General features: G+C 51.8%; 13 protein-coding genes. 5 read left to right on the top strand and 8 right to left on the bottom strand.

The genetic code is table 11. The features are described from left to right. Window positions 1–85 precede the first annotated feature (85 nt). Window positions 86–1,747, bottom strand: coding sequence for a PilZ domain-containing protein (locus tag EDC54_RS14335; RefSeq protein WP_230514526.1), 1,662 nt, complete (start codon window positions 1,745–1,747; stop codon window positions 86–88). A gap of 582 nt (window positions 1,748–2,329) precedes the next feature. Between EDC54_RS14335 and EDC54_RS14330 the strand changes: the two genes are divergently transcribed. After that, window positions 2,330–3,070, top strand: a complete 741-nt coding sequence (locus EDC54_RS14330; protein ID WP_132457686.1) for an EAL domain-containing protein — start codon at window positions 2,330–2,332, stop codon at window positions 3,068–3,070. 160 nt (window positions 3,071–3,230) lie between these two features. Continuing rightward, window positions 3,231–3,593 carry a 6-carboxytetrahydropterin synthase QueD gene (gene queD, locus EDC54_RS14325; protein WP_132457683.1) on the top strand — a complete coding sequence of 121 codons (363 nt, stop codon included), beginning with the start codon at window positions 3,231–3,233 and terminating at the stop codon, window positions 3,591–3,593. Between the two features lie 55 nt (window positions 3,594–3,648). On the opposite strand, the gene queE is transcribed toward queD, so the two are convergent. Then, window positions 3,649–4,320, bottom strand: coding sequence for a 7-carboxy-7-deazaguanine synthase QueE (gene queE, locus EDC54_RS14320; RefSeq protein ID WP_132457680.1), 672 nt, complete (start codon window positions 4,318–4,320; stop codon window positions 3,649–3,651). A gap of 190 nt (window positions 4,321–4,510) precedes the next feature. Here queE and EDC54_RS14315 point away from each other — a divergent pair, with 190 nt between their 5' ends. Continuing rightward, window positions 4,511–5,494, top strand: coding sequence for an MBL fold metallo-hydrolase (locus tag EDC54_RS14315; protein WP_132457678.1), 984 nt, complete (start codon window positions 4,511–4,513; stop codon window positions 5,492–5,494). A 15-nt stretch (window positions 5,495–5,509) separates the two neighbouring features. Here EDC54_RS14315 and EDC54_RS14310 read toward each other — a convergent pair whose 3' ends face one another. After that, window positions 5,510–6,442 carry a LysR family transcriptional regulator gene (locus EDC54_RS14310; protein WP_132457676.1) on the bottom strand — a complete coding sequence of 311 codons (933 nt, stop codon included), beginning with the start codon at window positions 6,440–6,442 and terminating at the stop codon, window positions 5,510–5,512. A gap of 104 nt (window positions 6,443–6,546) precedes the next feature. Here EDC54_RS14310 and EDC54_RS14305 point away from each other — a divergent pair, with 104 nt between their 5' ends. Further along, entirely contained in the window at window positions 6,547–7,530 is a 984-nt protein-coding gene (locus EDC54_RS14305; protein WP_230514525.1) for an MBL fold metallo-hydrolase, read from the top strand. 272 nt (window positions 7,531–7,802) lie between these two features. Here EDC54_RS14305 and bglB read toward each other — a convergent pair whose 3' ends face one another. After that, window positions 7,803–8,942: a beta-galactosidase BglB gene (gene bglB / locus EDC54_RS14300; RefSeq protein ID WP_132457672.1), complete on the bottom strand. Its 1,140-nt coding sequence runs from the start codon at window positions 8,940–8,942 to the stop codon at window positions 7,803–7,805. Between the two features lie 38 nt (window positions 8,943–8,980). After that, window positions 8,981–10,540 (bottom strand): MFS transporter, encoded by a 1,560-nt coding sequence (locus tag EDC54_RS14295; RefSeq protein WP_132457670.1) that lies wholly within the window; start codon window positions 10,538–10,540, stop codon window positions 8,981–8,983. A gap of 260 nt (window positions 10,541–10,800) precedes the next feature. Between EDC54_RS14295 and EDC54_RS14290 the strand changes: the two genes are divergently transcribed. Continuing rightward, window positions 10,801–11,478: a type 1 glutamine amidotransferase domain-containing protein gene (locus EDC54_RS14290; RefSeq protein WP_132457668.1), complete on the top strand. Its 678-nt coding sequence runs from the start codon at window positions 10,801–10,803 to the stop codon at window positions 11,476–11,478. Between the two features lie 151 nt (window positions 11,479–11,629). Here EDC54_RS14290 and eno read toward each other — a convergent pair whose 3' ends face one another. The 3 genes from eno to mazG form a co-directional block, all read right to left on the bottom strand. Further along, window positions 11,630–12,925, bottom strand: a complete 1,296-nt coding sequence (gene eno / locus EDC54_RS14285; protein WP_132457666.1) for a phosphopyruvate hydratase — start codon at window positions 12,923–12,925, stop codon at window positions 11,630–11,632. Window positions 12,926–13,023: 98 nt separating this feature from the next. Then, the gene (gene pyrG / locus EDC54_RS14280; protein WP_132457664.1) at window positions 13,024–14,661 is read right to left on the bottom strand and encodes a glutamine hydrolyzing CTP synthase; all 1,638 of its coding nucleotides are present in this window, start codon (window positions 14,659–14,661) and stop codon (window positions 13,024–13,026) included. A 226-nt stretch (window positions 14,662–14,887) separates the two neighbouring features. Next, a complete protein-coding gene (gene mazG, locus EDC54_RS14275) occupies window positions 14,888–15,700 on the bottom strand; it encodes a nucleoside triphosphate pyrophosphohydrolase (protein WP_132457662.1) in 813 nt (270 codons plus the stop codon). Window positions 15,701–15,744: the final 44 nt, after the last annotated feature.

Below are 15,744 nucleotides of genomic sequence, written 5' to 3'. Positions count from 1 at the left end.
TTTTAAGCCGATAACAGGCGCAAGGTGGATAGCGTCGTATGGAGAGGGAGGGCTGTTATTCAGCCCCCGATACCGACGATGTATGTCAAACTTTAAGCACTTTTATGCCGAAATCTGCCGGATTAACGATGCCTTCAAGTAAACCAACCTGCAACAGATCCCCTTTGGAAACAACAGAGCTGATATTGGCCTCAGGAAAACGGAGATTCTTCACAAGATGGACGACCGTGGGTTTGCCCTTATTATCGATATCCATTACCCACCCAAGGAAACCGCCCGAATATTTCGCCAGACTACCGATAGGATAAAGGCCGTAGATCTGGACATATTTGACCATAACCGCTTTATCGTAGGCGGTGTTAGCCTCATAGATTTTGCGGTAAGCCTTTAATGGCGTGCGGGGAGGGATGCCATTACGCGCATGTCTTAACTTATTAATCGCTTTAATCACGGAAACCAATCGAATAAGGTCAGAAAGCCGATCGCCACGTTTCCCCGCCGGATAACCCGTACCATCCAGACGCTCGTTAGCGTTTTCAATCACATCATAACATGTAGGGCTGGGCTCCCAGCCGAGCTCACGTAATTTCGCACAGAGCGCGGCCACATGACCACGGAGGATCGCCTTTTGTGTCGGGTTCATATTGACTTTCAGCGACGGAAGGCTGGCGTTGACCAGCAGGGGCTTGCCCATGGTGTGCAATAGCGTACCGAGCACGGCTTCACGCACCTGAGGATCGTGTGGATCGGCCATCAGTAACATGTCAGCCAGTTTCCCGGCGACCTGCACGGCATGTCTGACCCAGTCAGCCTCATCGCGCAGGGATGACAGGGCATACAGAAACGCTTTTCGGTCCTTCCGGACCAGATATAGTAGGGTGTCGACGCAATCGTAAAAGATCTCCACCGGCATTTGATGGCGGGTTTTTATGTACATCAACCCAATTTGGAGGCGGTGTGCCACCTCCATGACCCCGCGCTCCATCGGCGTCTGGCGGGTACGTTTCTCCCGCTCCTGACTTTCTCGCCGCCGCATGTTCTTCTCCTTGGTGCCCGGCACGAACAAAGGGGAAGGAGACACCATACTGCGGGTGACTCCGGTTCGATAGGCCGCTTCTCTTTCCGCTTCAGTCGTGTATCGGAACAGCGCTTCAGACTGAGACGAAGACAGGTTGATAAATTGAATACCCACGGCGGCATAGCCATTATTCCCGAAGGGGCGTATGTGGCGGATTTTTCCTTCGGCAAAAAAACGCTCTCCGTTAGGAAATTCAAGCGTAATACCCGGTATATCTTGCCCTACTTTAATCGCAATGCTTTCAACGAGATCAATTTCGACCATGCAACCGCCGGTCGACAAATCATGCACATTCCCAGGTACGCTCAGCGTGTGCATATACACTTCGATTCGCGCCCGAGCCCGCATTCCGAGAATAAAGGGAATGCGCACCGCCCCTCTCTTTTCCGTGACAAAGATCGATTTTGGCAGTTGACACTCCAGGCTATAGAGTATGCTGTCCGTTTTAATAAACCGGGCGGGAATATTGCACAGGCTGTAGGTTTCTCGCTCAATATTTTCTATCCCTTTTAGCGCCTCCAGATCAAAATTGACGCCGCCGTCGGCAAGATAACGCTCAATATCTGCGCCCGCATATTCCACTTCCAACACCATGTGGTTTTTATCCAGGCTTAACTCTGCGACGTCTGCTTTCAATGCATATGGCACATCTTTGGCATAAACAGACATGACATAAGCATGCTGCAATAATGAACAAATAACATTAACAGAAGGGGGAGAGAGATGTTCCATCGATAAAGTATACCTATTCACGAGATGCTGACTGACCTAAAAAAGAAAAATTCTTATTAAAAACCAATCATAAAAAAGGAATTTTTAATAAGAAAATTATATTTCCCTCTGATAGATGACACCCCAGAAACCCTATATCTCAGATTGAAAAAGCAGGCGGAAGTTTTACGCCTCATGAATGAAGCCATACACTCACCCTCGTTTATTACACTAACAAGGATGTGATGAAGTTACAACGCTTATCCACACGTCACAATTGATCTTTTTTTAGACAAAAAGATCAACAATCCAAACTAAATAAAAATAATGAAACTTATCACTAATAAATTAAAATTTAAAAAAATAAAACACTAAACAACAAATAGATTTAAACGATCATTAATCAACAAATGATAGCATTTATCTATCAAAATGGAATTTTTGATCATTTAAAACAATTTCCAAATATCCTAATTTGATGTGTAAAATTTAAAAGACTATGGGAACTCCCATTTCTATGGAAAGGATATGAATCAATAAATGAACTCGATAATATTGAATATCGATGGAAAGATCCTTAGGCTGACAGCAGAATTTCAGCCAATCATCCGTCTTCCACAAAATAGAATATTCCGTTATGAAGCACTTGCACGTTTTTACACCACCGAAGGCACTCTTGCCCACACTCAGAAAACAATAGATGAAATAGAGAAACTCAACGCCATCGATAAAGTAACGGATTTTATTTTCGATGAAATTTGTAACATTATAAAAATAAAAAAAAGCCTATCAATATCATTCAATCTTTCACACTTGCTTTTTAATGACATTGCCTACCTGGATAAAATATATAAGAAATGCTTAACACATAATATCGATCCACAAAATATAGAAATCGAGATAAGTGAGAAAATCACTCAACAGCAGTTAACTGATGGTTTAGCTTTCTTAAAGAAAGTGAAAGAATACGGATTTATGGTTTCATTAGATGACTTCGGCACTGGCAACCTACAGATAGATAGTCTCAACTTGTTTAAATTCGATACGATAAAAATCGATCGTTCAATGGTAGACGGCATCGGCGAAGAGGAACAAAAGTCGCATAGGTTAAAGATCTTACTGAATAAGTTAGTGCCCTTGGGAGTGAGTATTATCTGTGAAGGCGTAGAAAAAGCCGCTGACTTAAATCAACTCAGTAAATTTCATTACATCGGCATCCAAGGATATATTTTCTACCGCCCCCTGAGGCTAAATCAATTAAAGCTGCTGGAAGGTTTTTAGCGCTTCTCCTTATCGCCCGATCAGGTCCGAATGGCGGACCGAGCGAAGATCGCACCATAGCAAGAATCAGTGCTTCGAACGAGACTTTCAGGTAGTATGCGACGGCTTTTGCATACTATGTTCTGAAGGCTCTTTTCAGAACGAAAACGGGAACACCGCTATGGTCACGACGATATTTAAAGATTTTCAGTTTGAAGCTGCACACCATCTGCCACACGTACCGGAAGGCCATAAATGCGGTCGGCTGCATGGGCATTCTTTTATGGTGAGGCTGGAAATTACCGGCGAACTGGATCCTCATACCGGCTGGGTGATGGATTTCGCCGATCTGAAAGCCGCGTTCAAACCCACATGGGAACGGTTGGATCATCACTATCTGAACGAGATCCCCGGTCTGGAAAACCCGACCAGCGAAGTGCTGGCACAGTGGATCTGGCATCAGTTAAAGCCGACATTACCCCAGCTCAGCGCGGTGACGGTGAAAGAAACCTGCACCGCCGGATGCGTCTATAAGGGCGAGTAGCGAAGCGATCGGGTGCTGCGTCGTCTGGCGTGAGCATCCCCTCACGCCGTTGACATCATGCGATGTTCAGGTACTTGTGTGTTTGCATGGAAAGCCGCCAGTTGCGGGCAATACAGGTCGCGATACACAGTTTGGTCGCCTCGTCCTTTTGACTGATCGGCTGTAGCGCCACGATGCGGGGTTTATCATCATCAAGTCGGGCCAGCAGCGTATCCAGCGCCTCAATATCACGTTCACGCGCCACCGGATGTTTGATCTCATCCGCTCGCTGCAACGCCTCATCGAGCACCTTCATACCACCGCGCATATTCACCTTCGGCGATACCGTCACCCAGGTTTTGGGCGAACAGCGCACCTCATGAGTGCCGCTGGTTTCGATCTGGCAGCTGAAACCCTGCTTTTCCAGTTGTAGCGTCAGCGGCGCCAGATCGTGAATACAGGGCTCGCCGCCGGTGATGACCACATGGCGCGCCGTGTAGCCCTGCCGCGCCATCTGCGCCAGAATATCGTCCGCACTCGCCGCGCCCCAGGCATCGCTTTCTTGCGTTTTTACCAGCACCTGATCCAATGCGACTTCACGTTCTGCCAGTTTGTCCCAGGTGTGTTTGGTATCACACCAGCTACAGCCGACCGGACACCCTTGCAGGCGGATAAACACTGCGGGAACGCCGGTAAAATAACCTTCGCCTTGTAACGTCTGGAACATTTCATTAATCGGGTACTGCATAGCTTCACTGTCTCACTCACTTAAAAACGCATTATACCCTAAATTATTCGCGTTGCAGGGCGGCGGCGACGCCGGGACATACGCCCCCTCGGAGAACAGTTGAGTAATTCTCGCCGCGCGTTAATAATCAATCTGTTGTTACGATTCACCTGCTTTCACTACGTTTCATTATTAACAAGGATAAAAATCAATGAAGTTATTGAAACCGTTAGCCTTATTGCTCGTCTCATGCGCGTTCGCGCCGACGTTTACGCAGGCGCAGGAAATTGCTCAAATAAAGACGCAACCGGGTTATTACCGCATGATACTGGGGCAGTTTGAAATCACCGCGCTGTCTGACGGCACCAACACCATGCCGATGGATAAACTGCTACAGCGCACCTCTCCGGAGAAAATTACCGAACTGCTGGCGGAGAAAGCGCTGACGCCGCAGGTGGAAACATCCATCAATGCCTATCTGGTCAATACCGGAAAACACCTGATTCTGATCGACACGGGTAACGGTAAGCAAGACAACGCGACCGTAGGAAACGTGCTGCCGAATCTGATTGCGGCGGGTTATAAGCCCGAGCAGGTCGATACCGTGTTGATGACCCACCTGCACGGTGACCATTTTGGCGGTCTGGTACAAAACAACACGCTGAACTACCCGAAGGCCACCGTTTACGTCAGCCAGCCGGAAACGGACTTTTGGCTCAGCCCGGATAACCTGAAAAATGCGCCAGAGAACAGAAAGGTCGCGTTCCAAAATGTGCAAAGGATCTTTGAAACCATTCGCAAAGAGAACAAGCTGAAAACATTCCCTGCTCAGCAGACAGCGCTGCTGCCCGGCATCACCGCGGTGCCAAGTCCGGGCCATACACCGGGACATACTTCTTTCATGATCGAGAGCGAGGGGCAAAAGCTGCTGGTGTGGGGCGATATCATTCATGCGGAAGCGGTGCAAATGAGCGTACCGACCACCACCATCAGCTTTGACACCAATCAGGATCAGGCGACGGAATCCCGCAATAAAGCTTTGGCCGACGCCGCCAGTCAGGGGTATTGGGTCGCGGGCGCTCACCTGCCCTTCCCCGGCATCGGCCACGTGGGCACGCGTCTGGAGCGCAACGGCACCACCAACGGCTACCGCTGGCTCCCGGTGAATTACAGTCTGTCAGGATTGTCGCAGTAATTCCTTGCCCGCCATTCAAGCAGGGGGCGAATCCGCCTCCTGCTCTGCCACCACCTCCGTCATTTGCTCATAAAGCCACTTTATCGCCGGATTACTGTCCTGCCTGGCATGCCAGAGCGCCGAGAGCGTATACGTCGGTAAATCAAGCGGAACGGGACTGTCTATCAGACCATAATGCATGCGCCACAGCGTCGCTAATTTCTCCGGTACGGTAGCGACTGACGGCGTTTGCCGCAATATTCCCGGTAAGGCGGAGAAATGCGGCGTGGTGTAATGAATCGTCCGCGTCATTCCCTGTTTTTCCAACCTGTCGTCCACGATACCACGCGCACGTTCACGGTAGGTCACCAACAAATGGCGCTGCTGACCGTATACGTCCAAAGGCAGCGGACACGGCAGCGTAAGCTGCTGTGGGTGCCAGATCGCCCTGAATCCTGACGATAACAGGGCGCGCTGCTTCAACCAGCCCGCCTGTGAGCTGGCGACGGAAATCACCAGATCGACGCGGTCATTTTCCAACCGTTCCATATCCAAAAACGGATCGGTGGCGACAAGGTTGATGCGCAAACCAGGCGCATGCGCTTTGAGCCGCTTCAGCAACAGCGGCATCAGCCATATTTCCACCCAATCGGTCATTCCCAGCGTGATCACGCGTGAATCCGTCAGCGGATCAAACCTCTCAGGCTCGCCCAGAACCGCCTGCAAATGTTCAAAAGCCGGTGACAGCCGGGTCGCCAGATAATCCGCACGCGCCGTCGGACGCATCACCTGCCCCGTGCGGATAAACAGCGGATCGTCAAACAGCGAGCGTAACCGCGCCAGCGCGCCGCTCACGGCGGGTTGCCCCAAATGCAGCTTATCCGCCGCCACAGAGACACTTCTCTCCCGATGCAACACCAGAAAGGTCACCAGCAGGTTTAAATCCACGCCGCGAAAATCATTTTCCATGATAGTGGGTATCAAAATAATCAATTTGAACAATAGTAGCGGCAGCAGAATAATCCTTCCACTCCCTGACAAACAGGCTAACTTTCCAAGAGTACACAATGAACATGAACATGCTGAGACCAACACTATTACCACTCGTTTTACTCGCGGGCACACCGCTTATCGCCGAGGCCCAATCGGTGCCGCAACTGAGAACACAGGCGCCGGGTTATTACCGCATGATGCTAGGCCAGTTTGAAATTACCGCGCTGTCTGACGGTACGGTCACTATTCCACTGAATAAGCTGCTCACCCATATTTCCCATGAAGAAATGCTGCGCCTGCTGGCGCAAAAGAATCTCCAGCCGCAGGTGGAAACCTCAATTAATGCGTATCTGATTAATACGGGTGAGCGGCTGATACTGGTAGACACCGGTGCCGGGCCGCTATTCGGCAAACAGGCAGGGAAATTACCCGATAACCTGCGCGCCGCCGGCTACCCTCCCGAGAAGATTGATACCGTTTTGCTGACCCATATTCATGCCGACCATTCCGGCGGCGTCTCACGTGACGGCAAGCTGGTTTTCCCCAATGCCACCGTTTACGTTAATCAGAAAGATGTGGATTTCTGGCTCAATCCGACGAATAGCCACCATGTGCGGGAGAGCGAGAAACACACCTTCGGGCAGTCTGAAGACTCATTGCAACCGGTGATTAGCGCCAAACGGCTGAAAACCTTCACCGGCACACAGCAGCTTTTTCCGGGCATTACCGCCGTACCCGCACCGGGGCATACGCCGGGGCACAGCCTTTATCAGATCGAAAGCGATGGTCAAAAACTGACGCTCTGGGGCGATACTATCCATGCAGAAGCCGTACAGTTTCCTCGTCCTATGACCACGATCGATTTCGATCGCAATATGGATGACGCCGCAGCCACGCGTTTACAGGTTCTGGCCGAAGCGGCGCAGAATAATGAATGGATTGGTGCGGCACACATTTCCTTCCCCGGTTTAGGTCAGGTCAAAGCCGTATATGATGCTAACGGTAAACCCAACGGCTACCGTTGGATCCCGGCGAATTACAGTATGACGGGGCTCAAATACTAAGGGCAGGATGGAATTCATTACGTTAATTACTGGCGGTTCGCGCGGCATCGGTCGCGCAACCGCCGCTGCGCGGTTCCATCGGTGCCCATGCCCGCTTTTCGTGCCGCCAGCGACATGCTCACGGCATGGCGCTGGCTTTCGCGACGTCCTGTCGATCACTCGGCGGTCAAGCGCACCGCTGCATAATTTTCACGCCGGATAACGGCCAAACCACAAAAACTCGTAGCATTTATCTATAGGATTCTGCCTGCACAGGCCAGAGCGATGACCCGTTACAGATAGATCCGCAGGTATTCCGCCAGACAGAGGATCGCCATCGCCTGACCGTAAGGCATCGACGTCAGCGCGATGTTGCGGTAAAAATCCAGATCGCTGCCCATCGCGGTGCCGAATGATACCTGCGTCAGCTCGCCATCCTCATTAACGTGATTAATCACGCCGCGAATCGCTTTTTCCGCAACCTCGGCATAGCGCGGATCCACGTAGCGCTTGCGCACCGCTTTCAGGATCCCGTAGGCAAACCCGGCGGTTGCCGAGCTTTCGAGGTACGAGTTCGGATCGTCGATCAGCGTGTGCCACAAGCCGCTGTCATCCTGATATTTCGCTAAGGCTTCAATCTGGCTTTCCAACACCTGCAATAGGAAACGGCGCGTCGCGTTGTGTTCCGGTAGATCCAGCAGTTCGATAAATTCAGGGATCACGATGGTCAGCCAGCTGTTGCCGCGCGCCCAGCGCGCCTTCGCGTAGTTGTGCTGCCCTTCGAACGTCCAACCGTGAAACCACAGGCCGCTTTCGCGATCCATCAGGTATTGCACATGCAGCAGAAACTGGTACGTAGCTTCTTCCACAAACTCCGGTCGGTTTAACAGCTTGCCGATTTTCGCCAGCGGCAGCACGCTCATCATTAGCGTGTCGTCCCACAGCTGCTGGTGGTTTTCGTTGTTATAAACGATGTGCTGCAAGCCCTGCTTGTCCGTGCGCGGCATCTCATACATCACCCACTCCGCCCAGCGCTCCAGATAGGGCAGCCAGCGCGCATCCCCCGTTTCTTCATAGCAATACGCCAGCGTCAGGAACGGGCACACGGTGTTCACATTCTTCGTCGGCGTACCTTCCGCCAGACGCGCGGCAAACCAGTCGTCGATGATGGCGCGCATTTGCTCGTCGCCCGTCTGCTGGTAATACTGGTAAATCCCGTACAGCCCGATGCCGTGCGTCCATTCCCATCCCGCCCAGCCTTTCGTATCAATCACCCGACCATCGTCCAGCCGTAACAAGAATTCACCGGTTTTATCCTCAATATTCACCAGATTGTCGGTGATACGGCAAATCAGCGCCTTCAGATCCTCACGGGAGATAAAGCGTTCCGGCTGACGTAAAAGCGGGCTATGTTTTACACTGAATACGGTCATAGTCATTCATCCAATTAGGTTATCAGTTATCAATACGGTTACGGCTGCGTGGCGTGTGTGACCGGCTTGTCGCCTTTATGGCGGTTCAGGTAGCCGATGTTGTTGTTGCCCCACAGCGATTCATACGGCATACCCGCCAGCATTTCGACCGTCGCCCGCGCCTGCGGCGTAATGTTTTCGGGGACAGGACGCCCGGCTTCGCGCATTTTCAGCGTCTCTTCCCGCAGCACGCTGTGCGTTTGCAGGTTGAGTTTAAAGCGGAGAGACACCAGGAAGCCCAGCGCCAGCACGCCCACGGTGCCAAAGCTCAAAATCATCAGGATCGTGTGGCTGACGCCCGGCGCCTGCACGTTCTGACCAGACACAAAGCCGGATAGCTGTAACACCACGCCCACCAGCATTACCGCGCCGGCCTGAGAGGCTTTACGGGTTAGCGTCATGATCCCAGCGAAAATCCCTTCACGACGCTGTGCGGTAATGACCTCATCCACGTCTGCGATATAGGTATAGGTGTTCCACGGGACGTAGTTGATCCCCCCGCGTCCCAGCCCCGCCAGCGCGGAGATCAACAATAACAGCGAGAACGCGTCATGCAGGCCGCTGTACCACAGGAAGGCATAGGAGATCGCGCTCGCGCCGAACAGGCACACCACCAGACGGTAAGACGGCGCTGGCCCGAAGCGGATACACAGCGGGATCATGCCGATCACCGCGATGAATTGCAGAATGGCCATCGTTCCCATCAGGTTGGACGCCATTGTCGGGCTTTGCATTAACACAAAGACCACGTAATAGGTGAACACGGCGTTGAACACGTCCTGAGCAATATAGCCGCCGAGATACATGCCAAGGTGCTGGCGGAAAATACGAATACGCAGCGTGGAAAGCAGCTCCGTATTCAAACGTTTCAGACTCTGCACCAGCGTCAACGACTGGCGCTCTTTCTCGGCGCGTAGCGATGCTTCCGACATCTGATCGCGCGGTCTTTCCCAGGTAAATAAATAGACCAGCGTCAATACCAACGCACAAATGACAGAGAAGACCAGGCTCGCATAGAAGAACGAGACCGCGTTGTCCTTGCCGAAGTAGCCCAGCAAAATCCCCGGCAAAAACGCAGCCAGAATGGCGGAAAGCTGCGCCAGCGCGATACGCGCACCGGAAAATTTGGTTTTCTGTTTAAAATCATCGGTCATTTCCGGCACCAGCGTCTCATAGGGCACCAGCACCATGGTGTAGACGACATCGAACACCAGATACGTCAACAGATAGTACCAATAGCTCATATCCCCCACCCACATAAAGCTGTAGCTGAACACACAGGGAATACCGAGCAGAATAAAGAACTTACGCCGGCCAAAGCGTTTGCCCAGCCAGGTCGAACCGAAGTTATCGGTCAGGAAGCCCATTAACGGGCTAACGATGGCATCGAGGACGCGCGCCATTGCGAAAATAAAGGTCGCCTCAATCGGCGATAAGCCACAGAACGTGGTGTAAAAATAGAGTAACCAGGCGGCCGTCAGGGCGGTTGTACCCGCCCCAAGAAAGTCTCCCGAACCGTAGGCTAAATAGTTAGCCAAGCCGATCTTACGTGTTTTCATCGCCATCCTTCTCCGAGCATTTTTGTTATGAAGGTGTCACCGTGTTACGTTAACGCCCGGCGATCGTGAAAACCTTTGCGCTTTTGCCACCAGATGACCTACGCTGGCAGTACAGGGAAGATTGGTACGATCGGCTTCAAAATTTTATAAAAAGCCATTTTAACTTAACAAAACCAACAGTTCGATTATAGCGATCACAGGATAAGAGAAGAGACGCGATGAACGCCCCCCTTCATCTTGCAATCCAGAGAGGAAAAGCGATGAAAATTTTAATAGTACTGACGTCTCACGATAAGCTTGGCGATACTGGCGATAAAACCGGCTTCTGGCTGGAAGAATTTGCCGCCCCTTATTACATCTTTAAAGACGCGGGCGCCGAGATCGTTCTCGCTTCCCCTGCTGGCGGCCAGCCGCCCCTCGACCCCAAAAGCGATCTGGCCGATTTCCAGACTGCGCTGACGCACCGTTTTAAAGCCGACTCTGCCGCGCAGCAGGCACTGGCCAATACGGTAAAACTCGATAGCGTCCATGAACAGGATTTCGACGCCGTCTTCTATCCCGGTGGCCACGGCCCGCTTTGGGATCTGGCGGAGTCGCCGATCTCAATCGCGCTCATCGAAAGCTTTGTGCGCGCCAACAAGCCGACCGGCTTTGTCTGCCACGCGCCGGGCGTACTGATTCATGTCAAAGCAGCAAACGGCGACGCCTTGATTAAAGGACGTAAAGTGACGGGTTTCACCAATGGCGAGGAAGAGGCGGTTCAGTTAACGGACGTGGTGCCTTTCCTGATCGAAGATGAATTCAAGAAACTGGGCGCGCGGTACGAAAAAGGCCCGGACTGGGCTCCGTACCTTGTGGAAGACGGCAAGCTGATCACCGGACAGAACCCGGCCAGTTCGGAAGAGGTCGCCAAGGCGATTCTCCGGCAGTTGGCATAATCAACCGCGGCGATGGCAGCGTGGCGCAGCAACGGCCCGCAGCATGACGAAAAAAATCCAGAAACGTTTTCACGCTTCTGGATTTTGGTGGTGAATCACGTCAGGTATGAATCAGGCGCGTTCTCCGCGACCTGATTACACCGGCAGGCGATTACTGACCTTTAACTTCTTTCAGACCGTTAAACGGTGCTGCGTCACCCAGCGCTTCTTCAATACGAATCAGCTGGTTGTACTTAGCCACGCGGTCAGAACGGCTCATAGAACCGGTCTTAATCTGGCCCGCGGCAGTACCGACAGCCAGATCGGCAATGGTAGCGTCTTCCGTTTCACCGGAACGGTGAGAAATGACCGCCGTGTAACCTGCGTCTTTCGCCATCTTGATAGCAGCCAGCGTTTCGGTCAGGGAACCGATCTGGTTGAATTTGATCAGGATGGAGTTAGCGATGCCTTTCTCGATACCTTCTTTCAGGATCTTGGTGTTGGTAACGAACAGGTCGTCGCCAACCAGTTGGATCTTATCGCCCAGAACTTTAGTCTGGTAAGCGAAGCCATCCCAGTCGGATTCATCCAGACCGTCTTCGATGGATACGATCGGATACTGTTTGGTCAGATCTTCCAGGAAGTGGGTGAATTCTTCTGAGGTGAACGCTTTGTTACCTTCACCCGCCAGAACGTATTTGCCATCTTTGTAGAATTCTGATGCCGCACAGTCCATCGCCAGCGTGATGTCTTTGCCCAGCTCGTAGCCCGCTGCTTTTACCGCTTCGGCGATTACCGCCAGCGCTTCGGCGTTGGAGCCCAGGTTAGGCGCATAGCCGCCTTCGTCGCCCACAGCGGTATTCATGCCTTTAGACTTCAGCACCTTAGCCAGATTGTGGAACACTTCGGAACCCATACGGATGGCTTCTTTAACGGTTTTCGCGCCCACCGGCTGGATCATGAACTCTTGAATATCAACGTTGTTATCCGCGTGCTCACCACCGTTGATGATGTTCATCATCGGCAACGGCATGGAATATTTGCCCGGGGTGCCGTTCAGTTCAGCAATGTGGGCATACAGCGGCAGGCCTTTGGACGCCGCGGCCGCTTTAGCCGCCGCCAGAGAAACCGCCAGAATGGCGTTAGCGCCGAACTTGGATTTGTTTTCAGTGCCATCCAGTTCGATCATGATTTTGTCGATGTTCGCCTGATCTTTCGCATCTTTGCCCAGAACAGCCTGAGCAATCGGGCCGTTAACCGCATCTACCGCTTTGGTCACGCCTTTGCCCAGAAAACGGGATTTGTCACCGTCACGCAGTTCCAGCGCTTCGCGAGAGCCAGTAGAGGCCCCTGACGGCGCAGCAGCCAGACCGACAAAACCACCTTCCAGATGAACTTCCGCTTCAACGGTTGGGTTTCCGCGTGAGTCGATGATTTCACGACCAATGACTTTAACAATTTTGGACATTAGATTTTCCTCAGTACAAGTTAAACTAAAACTTTAGATATAACTAAAACCCTAGACGAACAACGCGCGATAGTGATCGCGCGCTGCTGATATAACTCTTACTTCATCTGCCGCTTCTGGTACGCGCCAGCGGCTTTCACAAAGCCGGCAAACAGTGGGTGTCCATCTCGCGGCGTTGACGTAAATTCCGGGTGGAACTGACAGGCAACGAACCAGGGATGATCGGGTAATTCGATAATCTCCACCAGCTTGCGATCGGCGGAAAGACCAGCAACCCGTAATCCCGCCGCTTCAATTTGCTTCAACAGCATGTTGTTCACTTCATAGCGGTGACGATGACGCTCAATAATCGTCTGCTCACCGTACATCTGACGCACCAGACTGCCTTCGGTCAGATGGCATTGCTGCCCGCCGACGCGCATGGTGCCGCCGAGGTCGCTTGCTTCATCACGCACTTCGACATTGCCGTTCTCATCACGCCACTCCGTGATCAGCGCAACCACCGGGTACTTACAGTCTGGCGCAAACTCCGTTGAGTTCGCCCCTTCCATGCCGACAACGTGGCGGGCAAATTCCATTAATGCGACCTGCATCCCCAGACAGATACCCAGATAAGGGATATGGTTCTCACGGGCATAACGCGCCGCCATGATTTTCCCTTCAACGCCACGGTAACCAAAACCGCCTGGGATCAGGATGGCGTCTAAATCTTTCAGTACCTCGACGCCGCGGGTTTCGACATCCTGCGAGTCGATAAGCCGGATATTCACCGTCAGGCGATTCTTCAAACCGCCGTGTTTCAGCGCTTCAATCACGGATTTGTAGGCATCCGGCAGCGCTACGTATTTCCCCACCATACCGATGGTGACTTCCCCTCCCGGATTGGCTTCTTCATACACCACCTGTTCCCATTCTGACAGGTTTGCTTCCGGGCAGGTTAAGCTGAATCGTTTACAAATATAATCATCCAGCCCCTGCGATTTCAAGAGCGACGGGATTTTATAAATAGAATCAATGTCTTTAAGGGATATTACTGCTTTTTCCGGCACATTACAGAATAAAGCAATCTTTGCACGCTCATTTGCAGGGACCGTGCGGTCAGAACGGCAAATCAGCACATCCGGCTGAATACCAATGGAAAGGAGTTCTTTAACAGAGTGTTGCGTCGGCTTGGTTTTCACTTCACCCGCCGCCGCCAGATAAGGCACCAGCGTCAGGTGCATAAATAGCGTGTGTTCACGACCAACTTCCACCGCCATCTGCCGAATCGCTTCAAGGAACGGCAAAGATTCGATATCCCCCACCGTACCGCCGATTTCCACCAGCACCACATCGTGACCTTCACCACCTTCGATAATGCGCTCTTTAATCGCGTTGGTGATATGCGGGATAACCTGAATCGTCGCGCCAAGATAGTCACCGCGGCGCTCTTTGCGCAGCACATCGGAATAGATACGGCCAGTGGTAAAGTTGTTGCGGCGTGACATTTTAGTGCGGATGAAACGCTCATAGTGGCCCAAATCCAGATCGGTTTCGGCGCCGTCTTCAGTGACGAATACTTCACCGTGCTGCGTCGGGCTCATCGTGCCCGGATCCACGTTGATATACGGGTCCAGTTTCATGATGGTAACGTTGAGGCCACGGGCTTCAAGAATAGCCGCCAGAGAGGCTGCGGCAATGCCTTTACCCAGAGAGGAAACGACCCCGCCGGTCACAAAAATATAATTAGTTGTCATGCTGAACCTGAGAGTTTAGGTTTAAAGACGATGGAAGTACCAAGACGGGAAAGTAGTATACCTGAACCTGATGAGCGCCACAAATGTTCGTTTTACACAATGTGGCGATTTCAGCACGCGTGAGGATGAGACAAAACCACAACAAATACGATAATCAATCGCATTTAAAAACAAATGGTTAAATATCAAAAAATAGACAAACACCCCTTTCCTTACTTAATACCTTCTAACCGCTAATTTCTCGTTTTTTCACCTGATTCCACGCCGCGTCCATTTCTTCCAGCGTTGCCTGTTCCAGCGTTTTACCCGATGCGATAATGATTTGTTCTACCTCGCGAAATCGACGCGTGAATTTACGGTTTGCCGCCTGTAATGCATTTTCAGCCTTGTGTCCCAGATGACGGGAAAGATTGACGGTGGCGAAGAATAAATCACCAATCTCTTCACCCAGTTTTTCTTCATCGACAACGGCTTGACGCGCCTCGAACATCACTTCATCGATCTCTTCATACACTTTATCGAGCACCGGCCCCAGCGAGTCCCAATCGAAGCCAACTGATGCACAACGCTGCTGAATTTTTTGCGCTTTCATGAGCGCCGGCAGCGCTTCCGGAATATCGTCCAGCGGCGAGTGACGATCTTTTTTTGCACGCTCCTGCGCCTTGGTTTGCTCCCAGTTTGCCAGTACGGCGTCGCTGTCCGTCAGCGTCAGTTCCCCGAAAATATGCGGATGGCGGCGTTCCAGTTTGTCGCTGATGGCGTTACATACGTCAGAGAAATCGAACAGCCCTTTCTCCTGCGCCATTTGCGCATAAAACACGACCTGAAACAGTAAATCCCCCAACTCACCGCGCAAATCGTCAAAATCCTGACGGCTGATGGCATCCAACACTTCGTAAGTCTCTTCCAGCGTGTAGGGCGCAATGGTGTCAAAGGTCTGCTTCTTGTCCCACGGGCAGCCATTTTCGGGATCGCGCAGGGTTTTCATGATGGCGAGCAGGCGCTCGACGGCGGATACGTTCGTCAAAGATACAGTCATAATATTCCTGAAAATCAAAAATTATTTTTACGAAGATTGCAGAC

Origin of the sequence: Samsonia erythrinae, from assembly GCF_004342665.1 — a bacterium.
GTDB classification, from domain to species: domain Bacteria; phylum Pseudomonadota; class Gammaproteobacteria; order Enterobacterales; family Enterobacteriaceae; genus Samsonia; species Samsonia erythrinae.
The sequence above is the reverse complement of the archived record's forward strand: the minus strand, read 5'-3'. Positions and strand labels throughout refer to the sequence as shown.

Coding starts and splice junctions, on each gene's coding strand:
- EDC54_RS14335 (WP_230514526.1), bottom strand. CDS start 1,747: ATGTCTGTTTATGCCAAAGATGTGCCATATGCATTGAAAGCAGACGTC.
- EDC54_RS14330 (WP_132457686.1), top strand. CDS start 2,330: ATGAACTCGATAATATTGAATATCGATGGAAAGATCCTTAGGCTGACA.
- queD (WP_132457683.1), top strand. CDS start 3,231: ATGGTCACGACGATATTTAAAGATTTTCAGTTTGAAGCTGCACACCAT.
- queE (WP_132457680.1), bottom strand. CDS start 4,320: ATGCAGTACCCGATTAATGAAATGTTCCAGACGTTACAAGGCGAAGGT.
- EDC54_RS14315 (WP_132457678.1), top strand. CDS start 4,511: ATGAAGTTATTGAAACCGTTAGCCTTATTGCTCGTCTCATGCGCGTTC.
- EDC54_RS14310 (WP_132457676.1), bottom strand. CDS start 6,442: ATGGAAAATGATTTTCGCGGCGTGGATTTAAACCTGCTGGTGACCTTT.
- EDC54_RS14305 (WP_230514525.1), top strand. CDS start 6,547: ATGAACATGCTGAGACCAACACTATTACCACTCGTTTTACTCGCGGGC.
- bglB (WP_132457672.1), bottom strand. CDS start 8,942: ATGACCGTATTCAGTGTAAAACATAGCCCGCTTTTACGTCAGCCGGAA.
- EDC54_RS14295 (WP_132457670.1), bottom strand. CDS start 10,540: ATGAAAACACGTAAGATCGGCTTGGCTAACTATTTAGCCTACGGTTCG.
- EDC54_RS14290 (WP_132457668.1), top strand. CDS start 10,801: ATGAAAATTTTAATAGTACTGACGTCTCACGATAAGCTTGGCGATACT.
- eno (WP_132457666.1), bottom strand. CDS start 12,925: ATGTCCAAAATTGTTAAAGTCATTGGTCGTGAAATCATCGACTCACGC.
- pyrG (WP_132457664.1), bottom strand. CDS start 14,661: ATGACAACTAATTATATTTTTGTGACCGGCGGGGTCGTTTCCTCTCTG.
- mazG (WP_132457662.1), bottom strand. CDS start 15,700: ATGACTGTATCTTTGACGAACGTATCCGCCGTCGAGCGCCTGCTCGCC.